The organism is Paenibacillus sp. JNUCC-31 (genome assembly GCF_014844075.1).
GTDB lineage: Bacteria > Bacillota > Bacilli > Paenibacillales > Paenibacillaceae > Paenibacillus.
Window position 1 is genome coordinate 2,266,347 of sequence record NZ_CP062165.1, and the last position, 22,973, is coordinate 2,289,319.

A 22,973-nucleotide genomic window follows, 5' to 3' on the forward strand; every position below is an offset into this window, starting at 1 on the left:
CAGATACATCGCAACATGAAAACCTCTCCATGGAAAAGGGTTAAATTCACCCATTCAATTCCATTAGAGAGGTTTGATATGCCTACAACGGGCATGAGTATACGCTATGCCTTTTCCAGAATACTTTCCTTCTCCAGATCCTTAAAATACTTGTCATTATACAGCATGCTCGGATGTGTGGGATGGTACGTCATAGCAATATCATTGTGCTCTTTCGCTTTCACCCTATTGCCTATCCGGTCATAACAAACGCATAACTGTAGGTGTGGCATCCATGTCCAAGCAGCTTCATTCAATACAACCATTGGATCTGTCGGGCGTATCGCCCGGGTCGCCAGTTCATACCAGAATATGCCTTTGCGATAATCTCCACGATCGGCAAAATAACCTCCCAAACGACAGCAAATCTCTGCCCTCGGCAAATCATAGGCAAAGGATTTCAGCAAGGCCGAAACTTCCTGCTCCGAACGTCCAAGCGCAGCTTCGCAATCAGCTATTTTTTGGCAAGCTGCAATCTGATCCTCCACCCAGCCCAGCCCCGTGTCCAGGAATTTCTCATAATAGTTCACCGCATCCGCATACTCTGCATGATCTTTCAGCTCGTTTCCAAAATAGTACAAATCACGCGGGGGGAACTCCTCTCCGGCCTTTTCCCGTTTGCGGTATATCTTTAGATTGCGATCTGTATATTCCTTATCCTTCTTATGTGTAACGGCCACGTCACTATGCATCAGATGTCCTGCCACTTCCAGATATTCATGCACCGCACCAATCCAGCGAAAATTCCGATCCCGCCGGACCAGCCGATTTCGCCGCAAACTGTAGGCCACTTTCCCCTCCGCTGTAAAGGACAGATGATAATCCATGGTGACACTGTCTACTGCTGGATCAAGGGAACGTTTCAATTCAATAAGCTTCAACCGGTCCTCCGGTTCGAACACATCGTCGGCATCCAGCCATAATATATATTCACATGTCGCTTGTTCAAAAGCAAAGTTCCGGGCCGCCGCAAAATCATCCACCCACTCAAAATCGATAATGCGTTCCGTGTAGCGTGCTGCGATCTGTCGGGTCTGATCCGTCGAGCCCGTATCGACAATCACAATCTCGTCTGCGATCCCGTTAACCGAATCCAGACATCTGGCGAGGGAAGCTTCTTCATTTTTCACGATCATACATAGCGAAATACTAACGGTCTCTTCTCCACGTCTCGCCTTGCGATTATAAGCAGCCACGCCAGGCAACTCGGATAGTCGATAGATGTGATAGGCAGGAAAGTGTGTATCCACGTATAATTGAAATCCTAGGGCTTGGGCTCGAATGCAAAAATGACGATCTTCCCCCCAGAACGATACATTCGGAATCTGATCATAGGACACCCCGGAATCCAATACATTCTTACGAATAAGAGTACATGCCCCCAGACCCCCTACCTCGTAACAGCCCGGGATTCGCAATTGCCTCAGAAAAGCATCCGTCTGTGTAGTTTCATCCTCTGCCTCCTGCCCGGTGATGGCTTTGCCTCTCTTGCGATATAGGGCGTACTCATCCTGCAACCAGACCTGCGGCATCTCCCTTGTACCCGGCTGCCAGCGCGTCCAGAAGATATTGGATACAATCTCCTTGCCAGTGGAAACTAGCTGCTCCAGCGAGCGGGGATGCAGGACAAGATCGGAATCAATCAGGAATACGGCATCGTACTTCTGTTCACGGGCATAAGTCAGAAGACGATTTTTCAGCCCCGCAACACGCCAGATCTGTGCATCCCGCCAATAATGTCCTCCTTCATCCTTAGTGTATTTTCCCTTTTCCGGGCTACCACCTTCGTCATCGCTATCTGCTCCAAGAATGGTGCCTTGATACTGGAGTACAAATTCTTCGAGCATATGGGATGCTGCTTCCTCTTCATTATCGTCCACAAACAAATAATCAGTCTCTACCGTTGTTCGCTCAAGGGCAATTAGAGAGTCAAGAAACTCACGGAGCACAAGAACCGTCTGTCGAACAGGACTTGCAATCAGAATCCGTTCTTTCATTGGTTCCTGCTGATCCTTACGTTCACGGGATTCTAAGGATTCCTGAGTTTCTTTGGACTCCCGGCTTGGTTTGCGTAGCTGGTCATCTCTCAACGTATTCCATCCCCCTCTCCTTATTCCGACCACGGTAACAATCTAGGCTCGCTATCCAGAATGGATTCATACTGTTCCTTCCAACCGTATCTGGCATCCGGGTCAAGCGCCTGATAGCGCTCAAACTTACGTACCCGATCCTCCAGGCGTGCCCAGCCATAATGCTTCACTCGAGGAGCATGGCATCCATAGGCAAAATGTTGAATGGTTAGTGGAAAACGGCCGCAATGCTGTGGAGTTTCCTTCCACTCATAGCTCCACTCCGGGCGATATCGGACCAGAAATGGCCGATAATACGCATGGGCCTGCCAGTACTCGTCTTCCCGATAATGGGTCTCACTCCACATATCGAACAGCCTGAAATAAATGGCGTCCTCACTTCCGCTCAACAGTTGGTTCCGATCAGCCTCAAAATCAGTCGTCAAGATTTCATCGGCATCCAGATTCAAAATCCATTCCGGTTCGGTAGCCACCGTCTCCTGCCATTGCTGCTTCCTGAGGCTCACCTCGTCGGAAAAACGCGAAGCCGGGTTCTCTATCAATACGAGTGGGATGCTGCTCAACAGTTCACGGCACATGGCTACGGTTCCGTCCGTACTTCCATCATCTATGATTACTGCCCGGTCTATCCAGGACCGATGCGTTTCCAACGCCTGTTTGAGATATCTGTGCTCTTCATTACGGACGATCATGGACAAAGTAATATGCGGCCTTTCCGCTTCCTCTCGTTCATCCAAAGTTTCACCTCCATGCTTGCATGGATACCCAATCGTTTTATACGCCTAATCTTTAATGGGTTGAAACATATATCTGTTGAACTATTCGGTATCAAAGCATCTGTCTGGACGGATTACGATCCTCTATATCCAATGTATGCATATCCAGATTATGGTTATGTCAGACGTCCAAACCTTTCACGTCGCTTATCACATTTTCGTTGTGACCATCAAGCATCTTCCCCATAAAAAAAGCACCCGCTTTCGCGGATGCTTTTGCTCTGTCTGAATATTTAAATTAACGATACGCTGCCAAACGGTCATTCAAGCTGCGTGTGTGCCCGTACACCTCTTGGTACAATGCAAACAGTCCATCATACACCTTCACTGCTTCCGGGTTAGGCGTATAGGATTTGGCCGGACGAATGAACGCTGCTGCACATTCCTGCAAGGTTGGGAACCAGCCACAGCCATAAGCCGCCAGCATCGCCGCGCCCATCGCAGGACCCTGCTCACTCTCCAACTTCACAATGGTTGCATTGAAGACATCGGCCTGCATTTGCAGCCAGGCTTCATTTTTGGCACCGCCCCCAATGGAGATAACCTCATTGACCGTTTTGCCTGCTCCACGCAGAATATCGATCGATTCCCGCAGGGAGAATGTGATTCCTTCCATCACAGCACGTCCAAAGTGCTCCAGCTTGTGCCCTGCATCCATACCGATAAAGCTGCCCCGAATATTTGCATCAGGGTGCGGCGTACGCTCGCCAACGATATATGGCGTGAATAACAATCCGTTGCTGCCCGGAGGAATGGCATCAATTCCCTGTAAGAGCACATCAAATGATTTGTCCGCAGCAAATGTATCCTTGAACCAAGACAAGCTGTATCCTGCCGCAAGGGTTACCCCCATAATATAGAAGGCATCTTTCTCACCATGGTTAAAAAAGTGAACTTTGCCTTCAAAATCGAGATCTTTCCGCTCTTCATAGGAAAGTACAACGCCAGACGTTCCGATGCTGCACATCGTCTGTCCTTCACTCAGAATGCCTGCGCCAATGGCTCCGCACGCATTGTCCGCACCACCGGCATATACTTTGGTTGATGCTGCAAGTCCTGTTTGATCGGCAATCCCAGGCAGCAACGTGCCCACTTCCTCAAATGATTCGACCAATCGCGGACACAAGGATACCGGCAGTTCAAAAGCTTCCGCGATCTCCTTGCTCCATTGCTTGCCAGCAACGTCCAGCAGCAATGTGCCAGCTGCGTCTGAATAATCCATGGCATAATCACCTGTCAGGCGATAACGTACATAGTCCTTCGGCAGTAGGAACAAGGCCGCTTGTTGCAGCAGTTCAGGTTCATTCTCCTGTACCCACAGGATTTTCGGCAATGTAAAACCTTCAAGCGCTCGGTTTCGGGCAATGCTTAACAGCTTGCCATCCAGCACTTTTTCGATGCGGCGGCACTGCGCCGTTGTGCGTGTATCGTTCCACAAAATGGCGTTACGCAGCGGTTTACCCTCAGCGTCCACCAATACCAATCCATGCATCTGTCCGGAGAAGCTCAACCCTTCAATTTCCGAAGGATGTACGCCAGACACTTCCAGCAATTTGCGCAAGGAGACAATGGTCTGCTCTACCCAGTCCTCGGGATTCTGTTCACTGTATCCAGCCTTGGGCTGGTATAACGGGTATGCCTCAGATGCTTCAAACGCCACTTTCCCTTCACGGTTAACCAGCACTGTTTTGACTGCGCTTGTTCCCAGATCGACACCAATTACGTAACTCATGAGTTAACTCCTCTCGTTTGTAACAGGATTGTATAAATGAAACCTTGATGCTCATGTCGGCACTCCGTGATCAGAAAACCCTCGGATCGCCGTTACCCCCAGATTTCCTTTATACCCTTTAGCAAGGGAGAAATCCGGGGATAAATGCGAACGCTCCGCTTCCTCGGGTCCTTTCTGCTCACTCCGTTCTGCATGCAACATCTTAGACAAACATTTATATCAGAAACTAAAAAACCGCGTTGTTTGTTTAATCAAAAAAACCGCCCCCGCCTTCCCAGGGGAAAGTCGGGGACGGTCCGAATGTCATGCTTGTTCAGGCGTTCCGTAGTACAAGCCTTGTGTTAGGCTGGTGTGAATACTTCACTATATACGCCTACACACGCCTAACTCATGGATATACATCCATTAAACCGCCTAACCGGTATTAGTCAGCCAGAATGTACTGGTTAAGTTTGGCTCTCAGCAATTCCTGACGTCCGGATTGGTTTTTGCGTGGGCTTTCGTTGTTCAGTGCATACTCAGCAAGGGAAGCCAGTGTTGCTTTACCTGCAACCACATCTGCGCCGATACCTTCGCTGAAGCTGCTGTAACGTTTTTCGATGAAGTCATCGAATACACGATCTTCAATCAATTTTGCAGCCACTTTCAGACCTTTTGCATACGTATCCATACCCGCGATGTGTGCCAGGAACAGATCATCTGCTTCGAAGGAACCACGGCGTACTTTGGCGTCAAAGTTCACACCACCACGGCCGATACCGCCGTTTTTCAATACTTCATACATCGTCAATGTCGCATCGTACATATCAACCGGGAACTCATCCGTATCCCAACCAATCAGCATGTCGCCTTGGTTAGCATCGAGGGAACCGAGCATGCCGTTTGTGCGGGCAACGCGGATTTCGTGATCGAATGTGTGACCAGCAAGTGTAGCATGGTTCGCTTCCAGGTTCAGTTTGAAGTGTTTGTCCAAACCGTATTTTTGCAAGAAGGCAATGGAAGTTGCTGCATCATAGTCATATTGGTGTTTAGTTGGCTCTTTTGGTTTAGGCTCAATCAGGAATTGTGCATCAAAGCCAATTTCCTTCGCGTAGTCTACTGCCATGTGGAACATGCGGGCAATGTTGTCTTGCTCCAGCTGCATGTCTGTGTTGAGCAATGTGTCATAACCTTCACGACCGCCCCAGAACACATAGTTTTCTGCGCCCAGACGTTTACCCACTTCCAGACCTTTCTTGATTTGGGCTGCAGCATGAGCGTATACGTCTGCGTTGCAAGTAGAAGCTGCACCAAACATAAAGCGTGGGTTGGAGAACATGTTCGCTGTATTCCAGAGCAGCTTTTTGCCGCTGGATTTCATGTGGCCTTCAATCAGGTCAACGATTGTATCGATGTTGCTGTAGAACTCACGCAGGCTGTTGCCTTCTGGTGCGATGTCCACATCATGGAAGCAGAAGAACGGGAGATTCATTTTTTCCAAAAATTCAAATGCCGCTTCAACGCGTACTTTCGCGAGGTCCAGACCGGAGTAGTTATCCCAAGAACGAACAGCTGTTTCCGCACCAAACGGATCACTACCACCCGCTGTTAATGTATGCCAGTAAGCCATGCCGAAACGGAAATGCTCTTCCATTGATTTGCCGGCTACCACTTCTTCGGGATTATAATGTTTAAAAGCAAATGGATTCGTGGAATCTTTACCTTCGAATGAAATTTTATTAACGGATTCAAAATAGGCCATGGTAAATGCCTCCTCAATAGTTTTAAAAGTAATCGTTTACAACGTTATCCTAACACATCGGTTTTACTTTGTCTATTGGTTAAACAAAGTAAAAATTAAATTTTTTTTGCGGGTTTGTTTACGCTATAATAGTCGAATAGCTTGTTTACGGATAACGGGTCTGAACCCTTTTATAGAAGAATAGGAGTGCCTTATGGATATGAAAATTACCGGAGACCAGATGCTGGTCAAAAAAATAAACAAGTCGATCGTCCTGGATACGATTCGGCGTCATGCCCCCCTCTCCCGTGCACGGGTATCCGAGATTACAGGGCTGAACAAAGCCACGGTTTCCAATCTGGTTGCCGATCTGATCCATGATGAGCTTCTGCAGGAAATTGGCCCTGGGGAATCCAGCGGTGGACGCAAACCTCTGATGCTGCTATTTCGCGGGACAGCGGGATATGCCGTAGGTTTGGAACTCAGCGTCACCCATTTAAAGGGTGTACTTACTGATCTGGAAGGTCATATTATCACAGAGTACGCCGTTAAGCTGGAGCATCACGATGTGTCCTCTGTAGTTGAACAGTTAAAACTTGCAGCAGAACATCTGATTCATGCAGCCCCTCCTTCCCCTCACGGGGTGATTGGCATTGGTATCGGGGTGCCGGGTATGGTGGACGAGGAAGGAACGGTGCTGTTTGCACCCAACCTGGGATGGGAAAAGGTCCCCCTGCGTGTCCTGCTTGAGGAAGCATTCGATCTGCCTGTGACAATCGATAATGAAGCGAATGCTGGTGCTCATGGAGAGTTAAACTTTGGTGCGGGCATCGGAGTTCGTCATCTGATCTACATTAGTGCAGGCATCGGGATTGGTTCAGGTATTATGGTGGATGGCGAGCTGTACAAAGGCGCTTGGGGATATGCAGGAGAAACAGGCCATATGTCCATTGAAGCAGAAGGCAGACCTTGCTCCTGTGGCAATCGTGGCTGCTGGGAGTTATATGCTTCGGAGAAAGCTTATGAGCACCCCGATCATCAGTTGCTTTTGCCGGCACATACCACACGGGAATTGATTGACCATGCACAGCAAGGACATGAAGATGTATTGAAACTATACCAGGAAATCGGCCGCAAACTGGGGATTGGCATCACCAATATTGTCAACAGTTTCAATCCTGAGCGCATCATTATCGGCGGCCCTCTCTCTGAAGCAGGACCCTGGATTGAAACGGCGTTGAAACAAGTGGTGGAGGAACGTACTTTGCCCTATCACCGCCGCAGTTTGCAAATTGAATGGGCTGCTCTCGGCAGTCGGTCCACACGTGTTGGTGCCGCTTACTCAGCAATTTCCCAATTTCTAGGTAAAATAAGAGTGTCCGTCTAATAATCAATGAAAATTGACATCATTTTGCCCCATTTCCTCCCTTTTTGTTAAAGAAATCCAGAGGTATAATAGGGTTATGTGATTTTTGTCATGGCGACATCAATGTCGCCGTGTTAATCCGATAACGAAACGGAGTGAAAATTCGTGACCTACGTGGATACTTCAGATATCTCGGCGCAAATGTTTGTCACCGTACTCCTGTTCCTGATCGTGCTTGCGCCCCTGTTCAGCCTTGGCATACTTCGACTGTTTCAGAGCAAAAAGAAGGCTGGTTTCATGTACATGCTGTCAGGCGTACTGGTTTATGTTGTATTTCAGACCTTTATGAGTATCTTTTTTTAGATAAAATATGTTGGATTTTAACACCAAATCCCCTTTTACATCCACAAAAGAGTTCATGAAACATGTGCTCTGTTGTAGCTGCGATAGGGGATTTTTATAATGCAGACTAGCTGGAATTTGGTGGACAATTGAGTGTGTGGTCCCTTCTGAACATAACCCCTAAGGTTGCCAAAATGCACACTTATGCTTCCAATACGTATGGATTACTATAATCACAAACGCAGCTAGTCAACATTAAAATAACGTTTCCCATTAGTTCAATACACGATCCCTCGTACAACTAAACACTCCTTTGAAGCTTGACATTAAATTCTGTCGTTGTCGCAGTGACATACTCCAAATAATTCACAGAGCCGTTAAAGTTCAAATAAGCTTCATAACGCATACGGATTCCAGGTAAAGTAATCAAATCCAGGACATTTTCCTTTGGAACCCACCTGCATTCGCTCGTTTCATTAGAAGTAGCTAACTCTCCACCTACAGCTTTACACACGAAATCAAACATGACCTTTGTAGGGACATCCGTCACACCGTCATACCACTTATGGATTGCTGTATTCGAAACAACACTAATTAAATGGCTAACCGTGGCGTCTATTCCACTTTCCTCTTTGATTTCACGAATCACGCCATCAATCAGGTTTTCTCCCACTTCAGTTATCCCACCAGGATACACCCAACCATCGTCATGGGCTTTTACTAAAAGGATATTTCCAGTTCCATCTTCTACAATTCCGCCTGCAGATACAATATGTGTCGGAAACGCCATTTTACAACCTCCAAATAAGATGAATTTGTATATTTATTCCACATGGTTTCCGTACTTTCCTGCCTTTGTGAATTTCTATGAGGTACTCTCGACATGATTGAACTACTTTTCACCACACTTATGTAGTAAATAATTTGTCCACCTGATGAGTTAAGTCACAACTGCCTATCTCTACATAAAAGAAGCCTTAGTCCTGATCTGGACTAAGGCTTCTCAATATATATTCAAACGGCTCGCGCGAACCGGAATAGCTCATGTTACTTGAACTTACCCTATAGAGGGAAATTAAGCGTCCAGCGCTTTGGCAAATTGGGTTTTGTTCATTCCCAGAATGCGGTGTTCACCGATAACAGTCAGAGGTACGGCACGCACGCCCATATCCCACACTTGTTGTGCAAACTCATCGCTAGTCTCGATGTTACGTTCTTCATAAGCAATGCCTTTATCAGCCAGGAAACTTTTTACCGATTTGCAGTTTGGGCAGTTGGTTGATGTGTATACAATTACATTTTCCATGTTTATTCACCTCATATTGTTTTTAATATACTAATCTATTGATCAAAACAGCCTTTCCCTTACAGGACTACTGCGCTGTGCTCCAGACTTTCGATATATTTCTCTGTGTCCATTGCAGCCATACATCCACTACCTGCTGCTGTGATTGCTTGTTTGTAACGTGTATCCTGAACGTCACCACATGCGAATACACCTGGGATATTGGTTTCGGAAGTTCCTGGTGTAGTCAGAATATAACCGTGTTCGTCCGTAGTGATCTGTCCGCCCAGGAATCCGGTGTTTGGTGTGTGACCAATCGCTACGAACACACCGCTTGCCGGAATAATTTCTTCTTCACCCGTTGCGTTGTTCAATACTTTCAGTCCAGTAACGCCATTGTCGCCAGCGATTACTTCAAGCGGGGTACGGTTCAATGCCATTTCCACTTTCTCGTTGCTGCGTGCACGATCCTGCATGATTTTGGAACCACGCAGTTCTTCACGACGGTGTACCAAAGTTACTTTGGAACCGAAACGGGACAGGAAGCTTGCTTCCTCCAGCGCGGAGTCGCCACCGCCAATAACGATGATTTCTTTGTTGCGGAAGAAGAATCCGTCACATGTCGCACAAGTGCTTACACCACGGCCCACATTCGTTTCTTCGCCAGGAATACCAAGGTATTTCGCAGATGCGCCTGTAGACAGGATCAAGGTTTCCGATATGAGTTCACCCATGCCTTCAACCTGAATTTTGAATGGACGCTCGCTCATATCAATGTTGTTTACCCAGCCTGTACGGAATTCTGCACCGAAGCGCTCCGCTTGTTTGCGCATATTGTCCATCAGTTCAGGACCCATAATGCCATCAGGGAAACCTGGGAAGTTCTCCACTTCTGTCGTTGTTGTCAGTTGACCACCAGGTTGCGGTCCTTCAATAACGAGTGGGTTCAAGTTGGCACGTGCCAGATAGATTGCTGCTGTCAGCCCTGCAGGGCCAGTTCCAATAATAATTGATTTATACATGTATAGTTCCTCCCCCGGGTTCTGCAAAAAGGTCAGGCTCTCCGGCATCAAAAGCAAATGCTTTTGCATACACTAGAACGAAAGCCTATATCATGTCCACATGACCTGCCCGTTATGACAATTTACCTATGCAGAAACGGAATTCTAATTTATAATAATTCTAATCTGTTGTTCATTATGATCTCTTTTATGTACGGTGTCAATGCTCGGCAGCGATTATGAAGAAGTCTTCATCAGGAGGGAAAATGGAAGCATGAACGATGCACTCATTGGCAGCTTTATCTCAGCCATGTCTACCGGCCTTGGGGCCATACCTATTCTATTTATGCGTAAAGTAACCCACCGTCTGCGTGATATTTTACTTGCCTACGCAGCAGGCATCATGACCTCTGCCTCGGTGTACAATCTCATTCCGGAAGCGCTCGGGCAATCCAATCTGTTTGTACTTGCCCTAGGTATTATGCTGGGCAGCATGGTCCTGCTTGTGCTGGAGATGAAGATTCCACATGTGGATCTGGAGAATCCGGAGAAGATGCCTTTCAAAATTGAAGCCAAAGCCTTCATGATCATTGCAGCCATCACCATGCATAATCTGCCCGAGGGGCTATCGGTAGGTGTCAGCTACGCGAGCAGTGACGCAGGACTTGGCAATTTGATTGCCTTTTCCATTGGATTGCAGAATGCACCTGAAGGATTTCTGGTCGCCCTCTTCCTTGTGAATCAGAACATCGGTCGCTTCAAGGCGCTCGGCATCGCCACGCTGACTGGTGCAGTTGAGATTATTACAGCCATGATTGGTTACACGCTCAGTAGTCTGGTATCCGGTCTGGTCCCTTATGGTCTTGCCTTTGCAGCGGGTGCGATGATGTTCATCGTCTATAAGGAACTGATTCCCGAAAGTCATGGCGACGGCAATGCGCGGGCGGCAACGGTTTCCTTTTTACTTGGACTGATCACGATGATTGGCCTGACTGAACTCTTTTAATGGAAAGAACGGCCAGCCCATGAATAACCACAATGTACGGTAAAAGAACCTGTAAAGACAGCGGTTCGCTGACTTCCAGGTTCTTTTTTTGTTCACAAATGAAGATTCAATGAAATAGTTGGAATGATCTGTAAAGGTCGGTTGACACTCAAAATCAGGATTTGATAAATCGAATCAATTCCACATTGAATTTTTCCAATTCATCATATTATGACCCATGGTTCAAACGCAATGCGGCTCAACTAAATTAGAATTGTAATCCAACATAAGCCATTACCCAGCCTGTTTATCGAAGCAATCTCAGCCCATTTAGAATAACCAGAATCGTGCTGCCCTCATGGCCCACCACACCCAATGGTAATGCAACATCTTGTAAGAAATTGCCTGCGATTAGAACCAGAATTACCGTGATGGCAAAAAACATATTCTGCTTCACCGCCCGCTGTGCCCGGCGCGCCTGTTGGATCACCCAGGTGATCTCCTCAATATTGTCATTCATTAGTACGACATCCGCTACTTCCAATGCCGTACCGCTGCCTGATACACCCATGCCCATGCCAACCGTTGCCGCTGCAAGTGCAGGCGCATCATTCACACCATCCCCAACCATCAGCACTTGCCCATACTGTTCGCGAAGCAGACGCACCTGCTTCACTTTATCTTCGGGTAGCAAACCTGCGTATACCAGTTTCACGCCTGTTTCACGGGCGATCACTGCTGCCGAATCGGGACGATCACCTGTCAGCATGGCTACCTTCACACCCATAGCTTCCAGCTTTTTCACCGCTTCGGCCGCTTGTGGGCGTACCGTATCCCTCATCGCGATCAGACCCGCCATTTCCCCGTTCGCTATTATGGCTGACACCGTCTTGCCTTCTCCCTCTAATCGGGCACGTATCCCATGCCACACAGCCAGATTGTTTAGATCAGAAGAACCCCCTTGCCCTTCTACATCATTTGCGTTTTCTACCTCATTGGTATGATGTATATCCAATTCATCCGTTTTACCAATTTTCCAGAGAACGCCGTTTACTTTCCCCTCAATCCCCCAGCCCGTCAGAGCCTGAACCTGTTCAGCAATCGGAAGTACGATGTCCTCCTTGCTCGCCTGCTCCACAATGGCCCTAGCTAACGGGTGCATTGAAAGGTTCTCAATCGCGGCTGCTGTACCCAACAACTGTATCCGGTCATATCCGTCTGCCGTTATAATATCGGTCACCTGTGGCGTCCCCATCGTCAATGTTCCTGTTTTATCAAAAGCTACCACCCGGGTCTCGGCCATATTCTCCACATGAGCACCACCCTTGAAGAGAATACCGCGACGCGCACTGCTGGACATGGCTGATAACATGACCGGCATAATCGAAGAAACCAGGGCACAAGGTGAAGCTACAACCAGAAAGACCATTGCCTTGTAAAACGCCTCATTCCATGTCCAACCAAGCAGTAACGGTGTTCCCGCAATAACCAGCACCGTTACGGCGACTACAATACGGGCATATATCCCCTCAAATCGTTCCATAAAGCGTTGGGAATCCGGCACCTCCGTCTGTGCCTCTTCCACCAGTTTAATGATTTTGCCAAACAGCGATCCTTCAGCGGATTTGGTCACTTCCACATATAGAGCACCTTCGCCATTTACGGTACCAGCATATACTTCGTCACCAGCAACTTTGTCTACAGGTAAGGATTCACCTGTTATCGAGGCCTGATTGATATAAGAGCTTCCCCGATACACTACACCATCTGCCGGGACCAATTCGCCTGGTTTGACCAGCAACAGATCTCCCGGCTGCAACTCATCAATGGATACACGATTCATCTTCCCGTCCTCAATACGCAGCGCCGTTTCCGGTTTGAGCGCCAGCAGCGATGAAATATCCTTGTGACTACGCTCCGTTGCATAGCTTTCCAGCGCACCACTTAACGCGAAAATAAAAATCAGCATGGCGCCTTCATTCCAGTAGCCTATGGCTGCCGCTCCCAGCGATGCTGCAATCATGAGCAGATTAACATCCAGATCGCGTTCCTTGATCAGTGTCTCTATGCCTTCTTTGGCCTTGGTCCATCCACCTATGGCATAAGCAACAATATATAGCATTACGGATAACGGGTTAGACCAGGATGCCGTTGCCCAGGCGATAAGCATCAAAAGTCCACTGCCCAGTGCAGCTTGCATTTCCTTGTTACGCAGCATGGCCCGAAAATCTGGTTTGCGCCCCCGACCCGGACCAGGTGTGTTAGCAGTGCGCTGTCCAGCTTTCGCTTTGGTTTGAATAGGTTGATGTATCGCTTGCATATGAATCACAATCCTTTCTGATTGTCGGGTTGTGGATTGCATTTTGCTGCATCCATATCCCCTTTTTTTGAAGTCGTATTGAGAATGAGAGCCATTGTTAATGCCCTAAAAATGACACATGCTGCTGCGGGAATCCCGCAGCAGCATGGTTATTGAATGGTTGTTGAATGATTTTCAACTCATTTTGAATGAGAATGATAATCATTTTTGTACTTATGCAATTATTTTTACCCAATACAACTTTGGCTTCATTATATGCCTGTGCGATGCATTTGTAAATGGGTTTTTCACCTTAGCCGATGCAAATTAAAAAAAGCCACTCGTCCATAAGGACAAGAGGCTCGTGGTAATGAATGTATTAACGTTATGAATTAAACACTAACGCTTGATTGCTGGCTAGCCTTAATGGCTTGCTCCAGATCGTAGAGGATATCCTGAATATTCTCTGTACCTATCGATAGACGAATGAGCTCAGGATTAACGCCTGCTGCAGTCTGCTCATCTTCTGTCAGCTGTTGGTGCGTCGTACTAGCCGGGTGAATGATCAGTGACTTGGAGTCACCTACGTTGGCAAGGTGGGAGAACAGCTTCACATTTTCAATCAGTTTGCGTCCTGCATCCACGCCGCCTTTGATCCCAAAGGTCAGAATGGCTCCCTGGCCTTTCGGCAAATACTTCTGTGCCAATTCATAGGAAGGGTGACTCGGCAAACCTGCGTAGCTTACCCATTCCACATCTGCATGCTTCTCCAGATATTGCGCCACAGCCAGTGCGTTGCTGCTATGACGTTCTACACGCAGATGCAGTGTCTCCAGTCCTTGAATGAGCAACCATGAATTGAAAGGCGAGATCGTTGCACCCAAGTCGCGCAGCAATTGTACACGAGCTTTGATAATATAAGCAATCGGTCCAACTGCTTCCGTATATACAACACCATGATAGCTGGCATCCGGTTCTGTCAGTCCCGGGAACTTGCCACTCGCTTTCCAGTCGAATTTACCGCTGTCTACAATAACTCCACCAATGGAAGTACCGTGACCGCCAATAAATTTGGTAGCCGAATGAACGACAATATCAGCTCCATGCTCGATTGGACGAAGCAGATATGGACTTGGGAATGTATTGTCTACAATCAAAGGAATGCCATGTTCATGGGCGATCGCTGCCACAGCTTCAATATCCAGTACGTTGCCTTGCGGATTACCGATCGTTTCAGCGTACAATGCTTTGGTTTTATCCGTAATCGCCGCCCGGAAATTCTCAGGATCACTGGAATCTACAAACTTTACATCCAGGCCAAGTTTCGGTAGTGTGGTAGAGAACAGATTGTACGTTCCCCCATACAGACTCGCTGCGGAAACGATCTCGTCTCCCGCACCTGCGATATTTAAGAGGGAGAACGTAATCGCTGCCTGACCGGAAGCGGTAGCCAGTGCGCCCGCACCTCCCTCAAGTGCAGCAATACGTTGTTCGAACACATCCGTAGTCGGATTCATCAGACGTGTATAGATATTGCCAAACTCTTTCAATCCAAACAGATTGGCTGCATGCTCCGTATCACGGAATCCGTAGGATGTTGTTTGGTACAACGGTACAGCACGTGCATGGGTGGTCGGATCAATCTCCTGGCCGGCATGAATTGCCAATGTTTCAAATGAAAGCTCACGTTCGTTTGACATAAATCTGTTTCCTCCCTTAACTTATACGTTTGGCTATTCCCTAGATGTCATGACATGGTGGCGTATGTTTTCCATATTCTCTCACAAGATGTCGCTTTTGAAAAGAAGTATTTCCGATTTTTCCGATAAGAAATATTAATTATGTATTACGATGATCGTTATACCAAAAAAACCTCTGCTCCCGCAAAGGTTTTCCGGATTTTTGGGCAACCATTCAATCACTAGGCTGCTGCCGACTCTTTACCGTTTATACCCGAACGCCACTCCATATCTCACGTAAATGCTTGGCCGCCGGGACAGCTTCCTCCGCCGTAACCCCTTCTAGTGAAATATCGATGTGTGGTTTATACGTCTTCAATAGTTCAAAAAATAACGGATAATCCAGAATGCCTTCACCCGGCACCGGATTGAACTTCTCACCCTGTGCATTGAAAGCCACATCTTTGGCATGAATGACAATAATGCGCTGATACAGCGTTTCCATCACTTCACGCAGGAAGGCGGACTGGTCAGCTACATGCGGCTGTTTGATCAGATTACAAGGATCGAACAGCATGCCCAGACTGGATGAAGGAATTTCTTCAAACAGACGGATCATACGTTCGCGTGTATGAAGTGTATGAGTAGATACAGGCTCGATCGCCGCATGAACGCCCCACTTTTCCGCCTCTTCCGCCAGTTCCTCTACCGTCTCCCGCAGCACCGTCCACGCCTTTTCTTCATATCCGTCCGGATGAGAGTCGCGATACGTATCCAGGCCCCCCGTCTCCGTTGCCACCATGCTGCAACCGAAATCCCGGGCATAACGCAGATGCTCCTTGAATCGATCAATGTCTGCACGACGGGCCACAGGGTCAGGATCAATCGGGTTAATGTAGCAGCCCAGTACCGCAATCTTGACTCCACGTTGTGCAAATTGATCTCCGATCTCATTCGCCAGTCCAGGGCTCAGCTTGCCATTGGACGAGTCCACATCGGATAACGCCTTGGCTAATGCCAGCTGTACCGAATTGAATCCGTTATCCGCGATAGTCTGTGCAAGCTGCGCTGTAGGCTGTTTGCCAAACGTATGCGCAAGAATACCAAGTTTCATGTCACTGCCTCCTTTGCCATCGATCACTGACAGAATTAACGAGCCATCCAGCCGCCATCCACATTCAGTACGTGACCATTCAAATAGTCCGATGCCGCCGATGCCAGGAAAACAACCGGACCTTTCAGATCCTCAGGTGTTCCCCAGCGTCCAGCCGGAATCCGTGCCGTGATGTCACGATACCGATTCTCATCGGCGCGAATCTGAGTTGTATTATCTGTTTCCATATAGCCTGGTGCAATCCCGTTAATTTGGACACCTTTGCCTGCCCATTCATTTGCGAGTGCTTTCGTTAAACCGGCAACCCCATGTTTACTGGCCGTGTATCCCGGCACGTTAATTCCGCCCTGATAGGACAGCATGGATGCAATGTTGATGATCTTGCCGCTTCCTCGCTCAATCATATGTCTGCCAGCCAGCTGGCTCAGGAAAAATACCGTATTCAGGTTCAGGCCAATCACATCATGCCAATCCTGATGACCGTGGTCAGCTGCAGGTGTGCGACGAATAATTCCCGCATTGTTGACCAGAATATCAATTCTCCCCTGAAAGTCTAATGCCTTTTCAAACACCCCGGTCAATTCGTCCTCACGGCTCAAATCAGCTTCAATCACATACGCTTTCCGTCCGAGAGCCTCAATGGCACGTGCTGTTTCGGATGGATTGGAGTAAGACACCAGCACAACATCCGCCCCGGCTTCCGCAAGGCCAATCGCCATTCCTTGACCAAGGCCTCCTGATGTACCAGTGACAAGAGCAACTTGTCCGCTTAAATCAAATGGGTTCATGAAAGATTCCTCCGCATGGTTATTGGGTTGCAAACCGTATTCTTCAGCCTCGGCAGTCATGTAACCACTGTGAAACTGAAGATCAGCTCTGAGAATCCACTTCGATGCCATTTTGCCTGTAAAGGGATGCTGTCTCCTCATCCAAGCGACTATCGCTGATGATACAGTCCAGCTCCGAACAGTGTGCAAAAGTCCGAAGGGCAAATTGTCCGAATTTATAATGATCCACGACGCCATATACCTGCTGAGAGGCAGAGATCATCGCTTTTTTCAGCGGCACAAGATCTCCTGTATATATGGAGAGTCCAAATTCCGGATGAAGTGCCGTCGTTGAGATAAATGCTTTGTGAATGTTGAGACCGGAAATGAAAGCCGCCGTATCGTCTCCCACCAGCATATTGCGAACTCTTGCTCCGCCTGGGACAACCAGTCGCACCTGCTCCTTTTTGGTCAGCTCGGCAATGATGAACAGATCGTTGGTAACCACGGTAATGGGCTGATTGTCCATACGCTTCGCCATCTCCAAAGTGGTGCTTCCTCCGTCCAGTGCAACAATATCTCCTGGCCGGATATAAGCGAGGGCTCGTTCGGCAATCTCCGTTTTCTCGGATTGATGCTTTTCCGCTGCTCCACGACTCGTAAGAATGCCATACTGGTCGTTCTGGGCCAGCATCGCCCCCCCGTGGACACGTACGAGCAATCCCATGCCTTCCAGCTTATCGAGATCCTCCCGTACGGTCTTGCCCGTCACCTGCAGCAGTTCACTCAGATCACTGACGGTGACTTCCTGCCGTTCCAGCAGAGCCTCCATAATTTTTTCATGTCTTTTCAATGGATTCATCACAGATCAACTTCCTGTTTCTTTGGAATTTACGCGCCTATTTCAGGTCCTTCATCGCCACGCCGTCCATATCCTCGAACGTCTGGTTTTCACCAGCCATAGCCCAGCAGAAGGTATAGCTACTTGTACCGACACCACTGTGGATGGACCAGCTAGGAGAGATGATAGCCTGACGGTCACGTACAACCAGATGCCGTGTTTCGTTAGGCTCGCCCATCATGTGGAATACGACACCATCTTCCGGCAGGTTCCAGTACAAGTATACTTCGGAACGGCGGTTGTGGGTATGTGCAGGCATGGTATTCCACATGTTGCCCTTGTCGAGTTCCGTAATGCCCATCACCAGCTGGCAGCTCTGGATTCCGCCTTCTCCCTGGTGGATGTAGCGATAAATCGTCCGTTCATTCGAGCTTTCAATGCTCCCGAGATGGTTCGGCTGAGCTTGTTCTTGCGTTGCTTTTACTGTTGGATATGTGTGGTGAGCCGGTGTGGATACAAAATAAAATTGAGCCGGCTGATCCTTGCCGCTGCTCTTGAACACAACTTCTTTTACACCTCTGCCGATGTACAGACATTCCTTCGCACCAATCTCGTAGCCTTGACCGTCGGCTGTCACGGTTCCATGGCCTCCAACATTAATGATACCGATTTCACGACGCTCCAGGAAAAAGTTCGTTCCGATATCCTTCAGATTCACTTCAAGTGCAATATCCTTGCTCTGAGGTACAGCCGTCCCTACAATATAACGATCTACATGAGAGTAAACGGTTACCAATTCATCTGTTGCAAACAATTGCTCCATCAGGAATTCCTCGCGCAGACGGGAGGTATCATAGTTTTTCACTTCATTTGGGTGTGCAGCATAACGGTTTTGCATCATTCATCCATTCCTTTCGTTAGTCAGATAATGTTCATATAAGTTCATTTTAGTTCATTTTGTATCTTTTGTGTACCTTTTTTTATAAAAATTTGATTTTCAGATAAACCTGTCTCTTATACACGTTTGTTCAAAAAAAGCGTCTGGAGACCCATCCAGACGCTAGAGTATATATGAATTTCGACTAACACGATCTATTTATATGGCGCCAGTATGACTAATAAACGCCCTAAACAACTGTCCCCTCTTTAATATAGATAATTCTGTCGCAGACATCGGCTACCTGATGATCATGTGTGACAATGACAATGGTCTTGCCTCTTCGGTGCAATTCTTTAAAAATGCTTAATATTGATTGCTCTGTCTTCTCGTCAAGTGAACCTGTCGGTTCATCAGCCAAAATAATAGAGGGATCTTGGACTATTGCTCTCGCAATAGCGACTCGTTGCATTTCTCCGCCTGAAAGATTATTCACAGCCTCCTCGGATAAATGGTTTATTTCTAAAGACGACAGTGTCTCTTTAACTTTTTTATTTATAACTGATTTTGGTACTTTGCTGTATCTTAAAGGCAAAGCCACGTTTTCAAATACATTTTTAGCTTCGATTAACGCATAATTTTGTACAATAAAACCTATCACTTTCCTGCGGAAGATAGCGGACTCAGCTGATGTTTTGGATAGTACATCCTGATCCATATATTTGTATATTCCAGAATCAGCCTTCTCTAACCCAGCCATTATATTTAGTAACGTAGATTTACCTGAGCCACTTCTTCCCATAATTGCAGTCATTGAGCCCTCTTCTAAAGTGAGGCTCAGACCTCTCAATACTTCATTCTTTTTAGCTCCAGTTCCATAGCATTTATGCAAGTCGTTAATCTCAATCAATAAGATCACTCCATTCTTTTTAGCAAAGAACCCATATTTTCGTTTTGGATGCGCCTATATAAGGGAATAAGAACAGACAGTATGATTGTGGCTGAAAGAGTCAGCAAAATGAATAGATAGGCAACCATATTATGGCCAATAAACATTCCATACAGTATCAAACTGATGATTGCGGGTGATAACACTACAATTCCAATCTCAACTACATAATAGAGAAATATTTGATTAGGTACAGCTCCTGATATCAAATGAATTGACCACGCTTTGAGGTTATCTTCAAATTTATTTTTGAAAAAAATCCACATTGTCAATACAACGATTAACATTATCGTAATTCCTATTATGCTGAGGAGAAATCTATTTTCCTTCAGGGCTGATAGAACAAAACCAAAAGGTATAGCGCTAGCTCCTAAAAATCTAGTATCAACAAAGCCCGTCCTTTCTTTAGCTTCCTCTAGTTTCTTATTTACAATAAAATCTCCAGAAGCACTATATACTGAGCCGTTAATCAGTTGGAGATAATGCTTTTGTTGAAAACTGAAATCCTCCTCGCTTTGTGGGGCAGATACAAATTGTTGTGCGGGCATTACAATATAACGATCCAAATATAACTCCGGTTCATTAGAGCTAAAGATCAGGGAATTGGGCTTAAGAAAGCCTTTTACAACCAAGTTAAATTTCTTAAATAAATATTGTCCTTTTATTGTATCCCCTGGATTATAGAAATTTTTATACTCATGACCTAATAGTACGGGTATCCGATCATCCGCATTTCCCATATAATCATTTTCTGCGAAACTCTCACCATCGACTGCACTAACCGAAAACATATCTACCGCCTGCTTATTTAATTGTACTGCTTTGATAGCATTATATGGGCCCTCTCCATCAATATCAAAAGGTTCACTTACGAAACCCATTTCATAATCTCTGGTGAATTTTTCTTTCTCTGACTTAGTGAAGTCGAGTAACTCAATGGGCTGAGTGAATATATAAATATACTTTTCATTTAAATCCGTTTCCAAATAACTATAGAACTTTTTAATGGTTTCAAGAAAATGTACTTGTTTCATTAAACTTGATAATTGATCCCCATCAAGCAATGTATCAGAAAGTTGGTAGCTTTTCATATCTTCAAGAAGATTAATTTGATTTGATTTTTTCTCAAGGCTATTTAAACCTAGAAATACAACCATAGCTAAAAAAAACAGGAAGAGGATCTCAACTATGATTAGAATCGTAACCATTTTATTTTTACGGATACTTTCAAACACTTCCGTGTATATTCGTTCGTACATAGAAAAATCCTTTCTTATGATAAAAAATGATTCTACTTTAGCCTCTTGCTCAAGCTTTTCATAGACATTCTCAAGGATAAAAAAGATGTGAGAACTATAACTAGAAAACCAAAGCAAATATGAAGAAAATATTCATTGTAAAATTCTGGATTAATATTTAGAATAGCAAAACTACCGCCGGCTACTAAAACATAAGTAAATGAGGTAATCGTAAAATATTTAATCACATATCTAAATAACGGATATATAGGTTGAAATCCCAAAATCCAAAGTACACGAATCTCGGACCACTGTTTCTTGATCCAACTCACTGTAAAAACAATAATGGAAAAGGTTACCAGAATAAACACTATAATTTTCAAAATAACATTATAGATATCGGAATTTGCATAGCTTTGTGCTCCATATTCTCCTCGTTCAAACAAGTGAACAGGCACTTTAATGCCTCCCACATCCAGCATTTTACTTTTGGTAATGGAACTTAAATCCGAGGCATTTAATACAAAAATACCCGATTCTCTATTTTCCTCCCCACTCAATCCATTCATGGACAGTATTATTGTTTTATCTATTTCAGTTAGATGAGAGGCGCCCATTGTCCCAATAACTTCAAACTCATTGTTTTTATAAATATAGTATAACTTCCCATTTTTATATTTGAGCTCTGATCTCTGAATTTCTTTTCCTACAACTGCAAATCTCCCGTTATCGTAAAAGTCCTCTTTTCGAAAAAATCTACCGTCTACAATCGGCGGTACATAAGTCTGATTATCAAAGTATATGGCTCGAATATTTCTTGATCCCGTTTGAAGTTCCTTAAACAATGTAAACTGCTGACCAATGTTTATATCGCGCCAATTCCATAATACGGATTCATCAGGTATAAAAAAGATACTATTTTCATTATAGAGACCTCTTCCTAATGTATCCATTTCACTCTTTTTAATTTCATAGTAACTTATGGAAACGATCATGATGCTCAGCAAGATGTAAAGCAAGCAAATATGAAAAACCCCACCTCTATTAATTTTCTTAAACAGATCGCTCATCCAGTCCATTACCTTTCATAAATAGCGGCAAGTTCTCTTTTTTCAAGAAATCTTGCCGCTTTATTATTTAAGTACTAAATAAACTCACAATAGAATTATTCTTCGGTTCCCCAATATGTTTTAGAAATCAGGTCAATACTAGCATAATTTGTTTGCGCTTTTGTAGTACCGGTCCCCCATTGTCTCCCACTATCTTCTCTAACCCATATCCACTCCATCTGAGCTCTAGAGTAATGGCGCTGACCTGGCCAAACCGTTTTTGCAACAGCACGTTTTAATTTACTATCTGTTGTACTATACTCAGAATACCCTTCATGGGAATCAGGATATAATTTTACTTCCTGTGTTGTTATTCCTCTGTTTGGACTGGCGTTGGTGAAGTAGCCTTCACCTTCTACCCAACCTCCTCCAACACCGAATGGTTTGGCTGCATAAGCAGAGGAAGCAATGGAACCCAATATTGCTGTAATTGCCAGAGCTTTAATTACTTTTTTAGTTATTCTCATGAAATTTTCTCCTATTCTCTATTAATTTAATTTGAAAGCTGGCCAGCTAATCCAAATCATCCATAATCATACATGGAAATTACTTGAATTTAAATAGATAATAATGTCGTATAAACACTTATTTTGTATTGTTTTGTAATATAATATATGATTACTACTTTTTTTGACGAAATGAGAAAGAAACTGTTTCATATTGAACTGGATATCTTTGACTAGACAGCCCAGCCCATATTTGGGTGGAGAACTAGGATAGGAATGAAGACTAACAACTTCAAATTGTCATCATTTTATGGCTAG

At 45.7% G+C, this 22,973-nt stretch carries 20 protein-coding genes; 3 read left to right on the forward strand and 17 right to left on the reverse strand.

Annotation, left to right across the window (positions count from 1 at the left end; genetic code table 11):
* Positions 1–104: 104 nt before the first annotated feature.
* The 4 genes from JNUCC31_RS33910 to xylA all read right to left on the reverse strand — a co-directional run bounded on the left by JNUCC31_RS33910 (position 105) and on the right by xylA (position 6,378).
* Positions 105–1,175, reverse strand: a complete 1,071-nt coding sequence (locus tag JNUCC31_RS33910; RefSeq protein WP_192272910.1) for a glycosyltransferase family 2 protein — start codon at positions 1,173–1,175, stop codon at positions 105–107.
* A 974-nt stretch (positions 1,176–2,149) separates the two neighbouring features.
* Positions 2,150–2,866 carry a glycosyltransferase gene (locus JNUCC31_RS09870; RefSeq protein WP_228469602.1) on the reverse strand — a complete coding sequence of 239 codons (717 nt, stop codon included), beginning with the start codon at positions 2,864–2,866 and terminating at the stop codon, positions 2,150–2,152.
* A gap of 277 nt (positions 2,867–3,143) precedes the next feature.
* On the reverse strand, positions 3,144–4,637 hold the full coding sequence (gene xylB / locus JNUCC31_RS09875) for a xylulokinase (protein WP_192270816.1): 1,494 nt from the start codon (positions 4,635–4,637) through the stop codon (positions 3,144–3,146).
* Between the two features lie 424 nt (positions 4,638–5,061).
* Positions 5,062–6,378 (reverse strand): xylose isomerase, encoded by a 1,317-nt coding sequence (gene xylA, locus JNUCC31_RS09880; protein WP_062325883.1) that lies wholly within the window; start codon positions 6,376–6,378, stop codon positions 5,062–5,064.
* 199 nt (positions 6,379–6,577) lie between these two features.
* On the opposite strand from xylA, the gene JNUCC31_RS09885 reads away from it, so the two are divergent.
* Positions 6,578–7,744 carry an ROK family protein gene (locus tag JNUCC31_RS09885; protein WP_192272912.1) on the forward strand — a complete coding sequence of 389 codons (1,167 nt, stop codon included), beginning with the start codon at positions 6,578–6,580 and terminating at the stop codon, positions 7,742–7,744.
* A 144-nt stretch (positions 7,745–7,888) separates the two neighbouring features.
* Positions 7,889–8,086, forward strand: a complete 198-nt coding sequence (locus JNUCC31_RS09890) for a hypothetical protein (protein ID WP_053779005.1) — start codon at positions 7,889–7,891, stop codon at positions 8,084–8,086.
* A 280-nt stretch (positions 8,087–8,366) separates the two neighbouring features.
* On the opposite strand, the gene JNUCC31_RS09895 is transcribed toward JNUCC31_RS09890, so the two are convergent.
* From JNUCC31_RS09895 to trxB, 3 genes are all read right to left on the reverse strand, one after another.
* On the reverse strand, positions 8,367–8,855 hold the full coding sequence (locus tag JNUCC31_RS09895) for an NUDIX hydrolase (RefSeq protein ID WP_192270818.1): 489 nt from the start codon (positions 8,853–8,855) through the stop codon (positions 8,367–8,369).
* A gap of 285 nt (positions 8,856–9,140) precedes the next feature.
* Entirely contained in the window at positions 9,141–9,371 is a 231-nt protein-coding gene (locus tag JNUCC31_RS09900; RefSeq protein ID WP_056693307.1) for a glutaredoxin family protein, read from the reverse strand.
* Between the two features lie 59 nt (positions 9,372–9,430).
* A complete protein-coding gene (gene trxB / locus JNUCC31_RS09905; protein WP_192270820.1) occupies positions 9,431–10,372 on the reverse strand; it encodes a thioredoxin-disulfide reductase in 942 nt (313 codons plus the stop codon).
* Positions 10,373–10,625: 253 nt separating this feature from the next.
* Between trxB and JNUCC31_RS09910 the strand changes: the two genes are divergently transcribed.
* Entirely contained in the window at positions 10,626–11,357 is a 732-nt protein-coding gene (locus JNUCC31_RS09910) for a ZIP family metal transporter (RefSeq protein ID WP_062325905.1), read from the forward strand.
* A gap of 286 nt (positions 11,358–11,643) precedes the next feature.
* Here the strand turns inward: JNUCC31_RS09910 and JNUCC31_RS09915 are convergent, their stop codons facing one another.
* From JNUCC31_RS09915 to JNUCC31_RS09960, 10 genes are all read right to left on the reverse strand, one after another.
* Positions 11,644–13,656 (reverse strand): heavy metal translocating P-type ATPase, encoded by a 2,013-nt coding sequence (locus tag JNUCC31_RS09915; RefSeq protein WP_192270822.1) that lies wholly within the window; start codon positions 13,654–13,656, stop codon positions 11,644–11,646.
* A gap of 371 nt (positions 13,657–14,027) precedes the next feature.
* Entirely contained in the window at positions 14,028–15,335 is a 1,308-nt protein-coding gene (locus tag JNUCC31_RS09920; RefSeq protein WP_192270824.1) for a homocysteine synthase, read from the reverse strand.
* A gap of 247 nt (positions 15,336–15,582) precedes the next feature.
* A complete protein-coding gene (locus JNUCC31_RS09925) occupies positions 15,583–16,428 on the reverse strand; it encodes a sugar phosphate isomerase/epimerase family protein (protein WP_192270826.1) in 846 nt (281 codons plus the stop codon).
* Between the two features lie 35 nt (positions 16,429–16,463).
* Positions 16,464–17,216 carry a 2-dehydro-3-deoxy-D-gluconate 5-dehydrogenase KduD gene (gene kduD, locus JNUCC31_RS09930; RefSeq protein ID WP_192270828.1) on the reverse strand — a complete coding sequence of 251 codons (753 nt, stop codon included), beginning with the start codon at positions 17,214–17,216 and terminating at the stop codon, positions 16,464–16,466.
* Between the two features lie 82 nt (positions 17,217–17,298).
* A complete protein-coding gene (locus JNUCC31_RS09935; protein WP_192270830.1) occupies positions 17,299–18,057 on the reverse strand; it encodes a DeoR/GlpR family DNA-binding transcription regulator in 759 nt (252 codons plus the stop codon).
* Positions 18,058–18,094: 37 nt separating this feature from the next.
* A complete protein-coding gene (kduI, locus tag JNUCC31_RS09940; protein WP_192272913.1) occupies positions 18,095–18,934 on the reverse strand; it encodes a 5-dehydro-4-deoxy-D-glucuronate isomerase in 840 nt (279 codons plus the stop codon).
* 229 nt (positions 18,935–19,163) lie between these two features.
* Positions 19,164–19,832: an ABC transporter ATP-binding protein gene (locus JNUCC31_RS09945; RefSeq protein ID WP_323374370.1), complete on the reverse strand. Its 669-nt coding sequence runs from the start codon at positions 19,830–19,832 to the stop codon at positions 19,164–19,166.
* The gene (locus JNUCC31_RS09950; protein WP_228469603.1) at positions 19,829–21,097 is read right to left on the reverse strand and encodes an ABC transporter; all 1,269 of its coding nucleotides are present in this window, start codon (positions 21,095–21,097) and stop codon (positions 19,829–19,831) included. Before JNUCC31_RS09950 ends, JNUCC31_RS09945 begins: the two co-directional genes overlap by 4 nt.
* Positions 21,098–21,153: 56 nt before the next feature.
* The gene (locus tag JNUCC31_RS09955; RefSeq protein WP_228469604.1) at positions 21,154–22,179 is read right to left on the reverse strand and encodes a hypothetical protein; all 1,026 of its coding nucleotides are present in this window, start codon (positions 22,177–22,179) and stop codon (positions 21,154–21,156) included.
* 86 nt (positions 22,180–22,265) lie between these two features.
* Positions 22,266–22,676, reverse strand: a complete 411-nt coding sequence (locus JNUCC31_RS09960) for a hypothetical protein (protein ID WP_192270836.1) — start codon at positions 22,674–22,676, stop codon at positions 22,266–22,268.
* Positions 22,677–22,973: the final 297 nt, after the last annotated feature.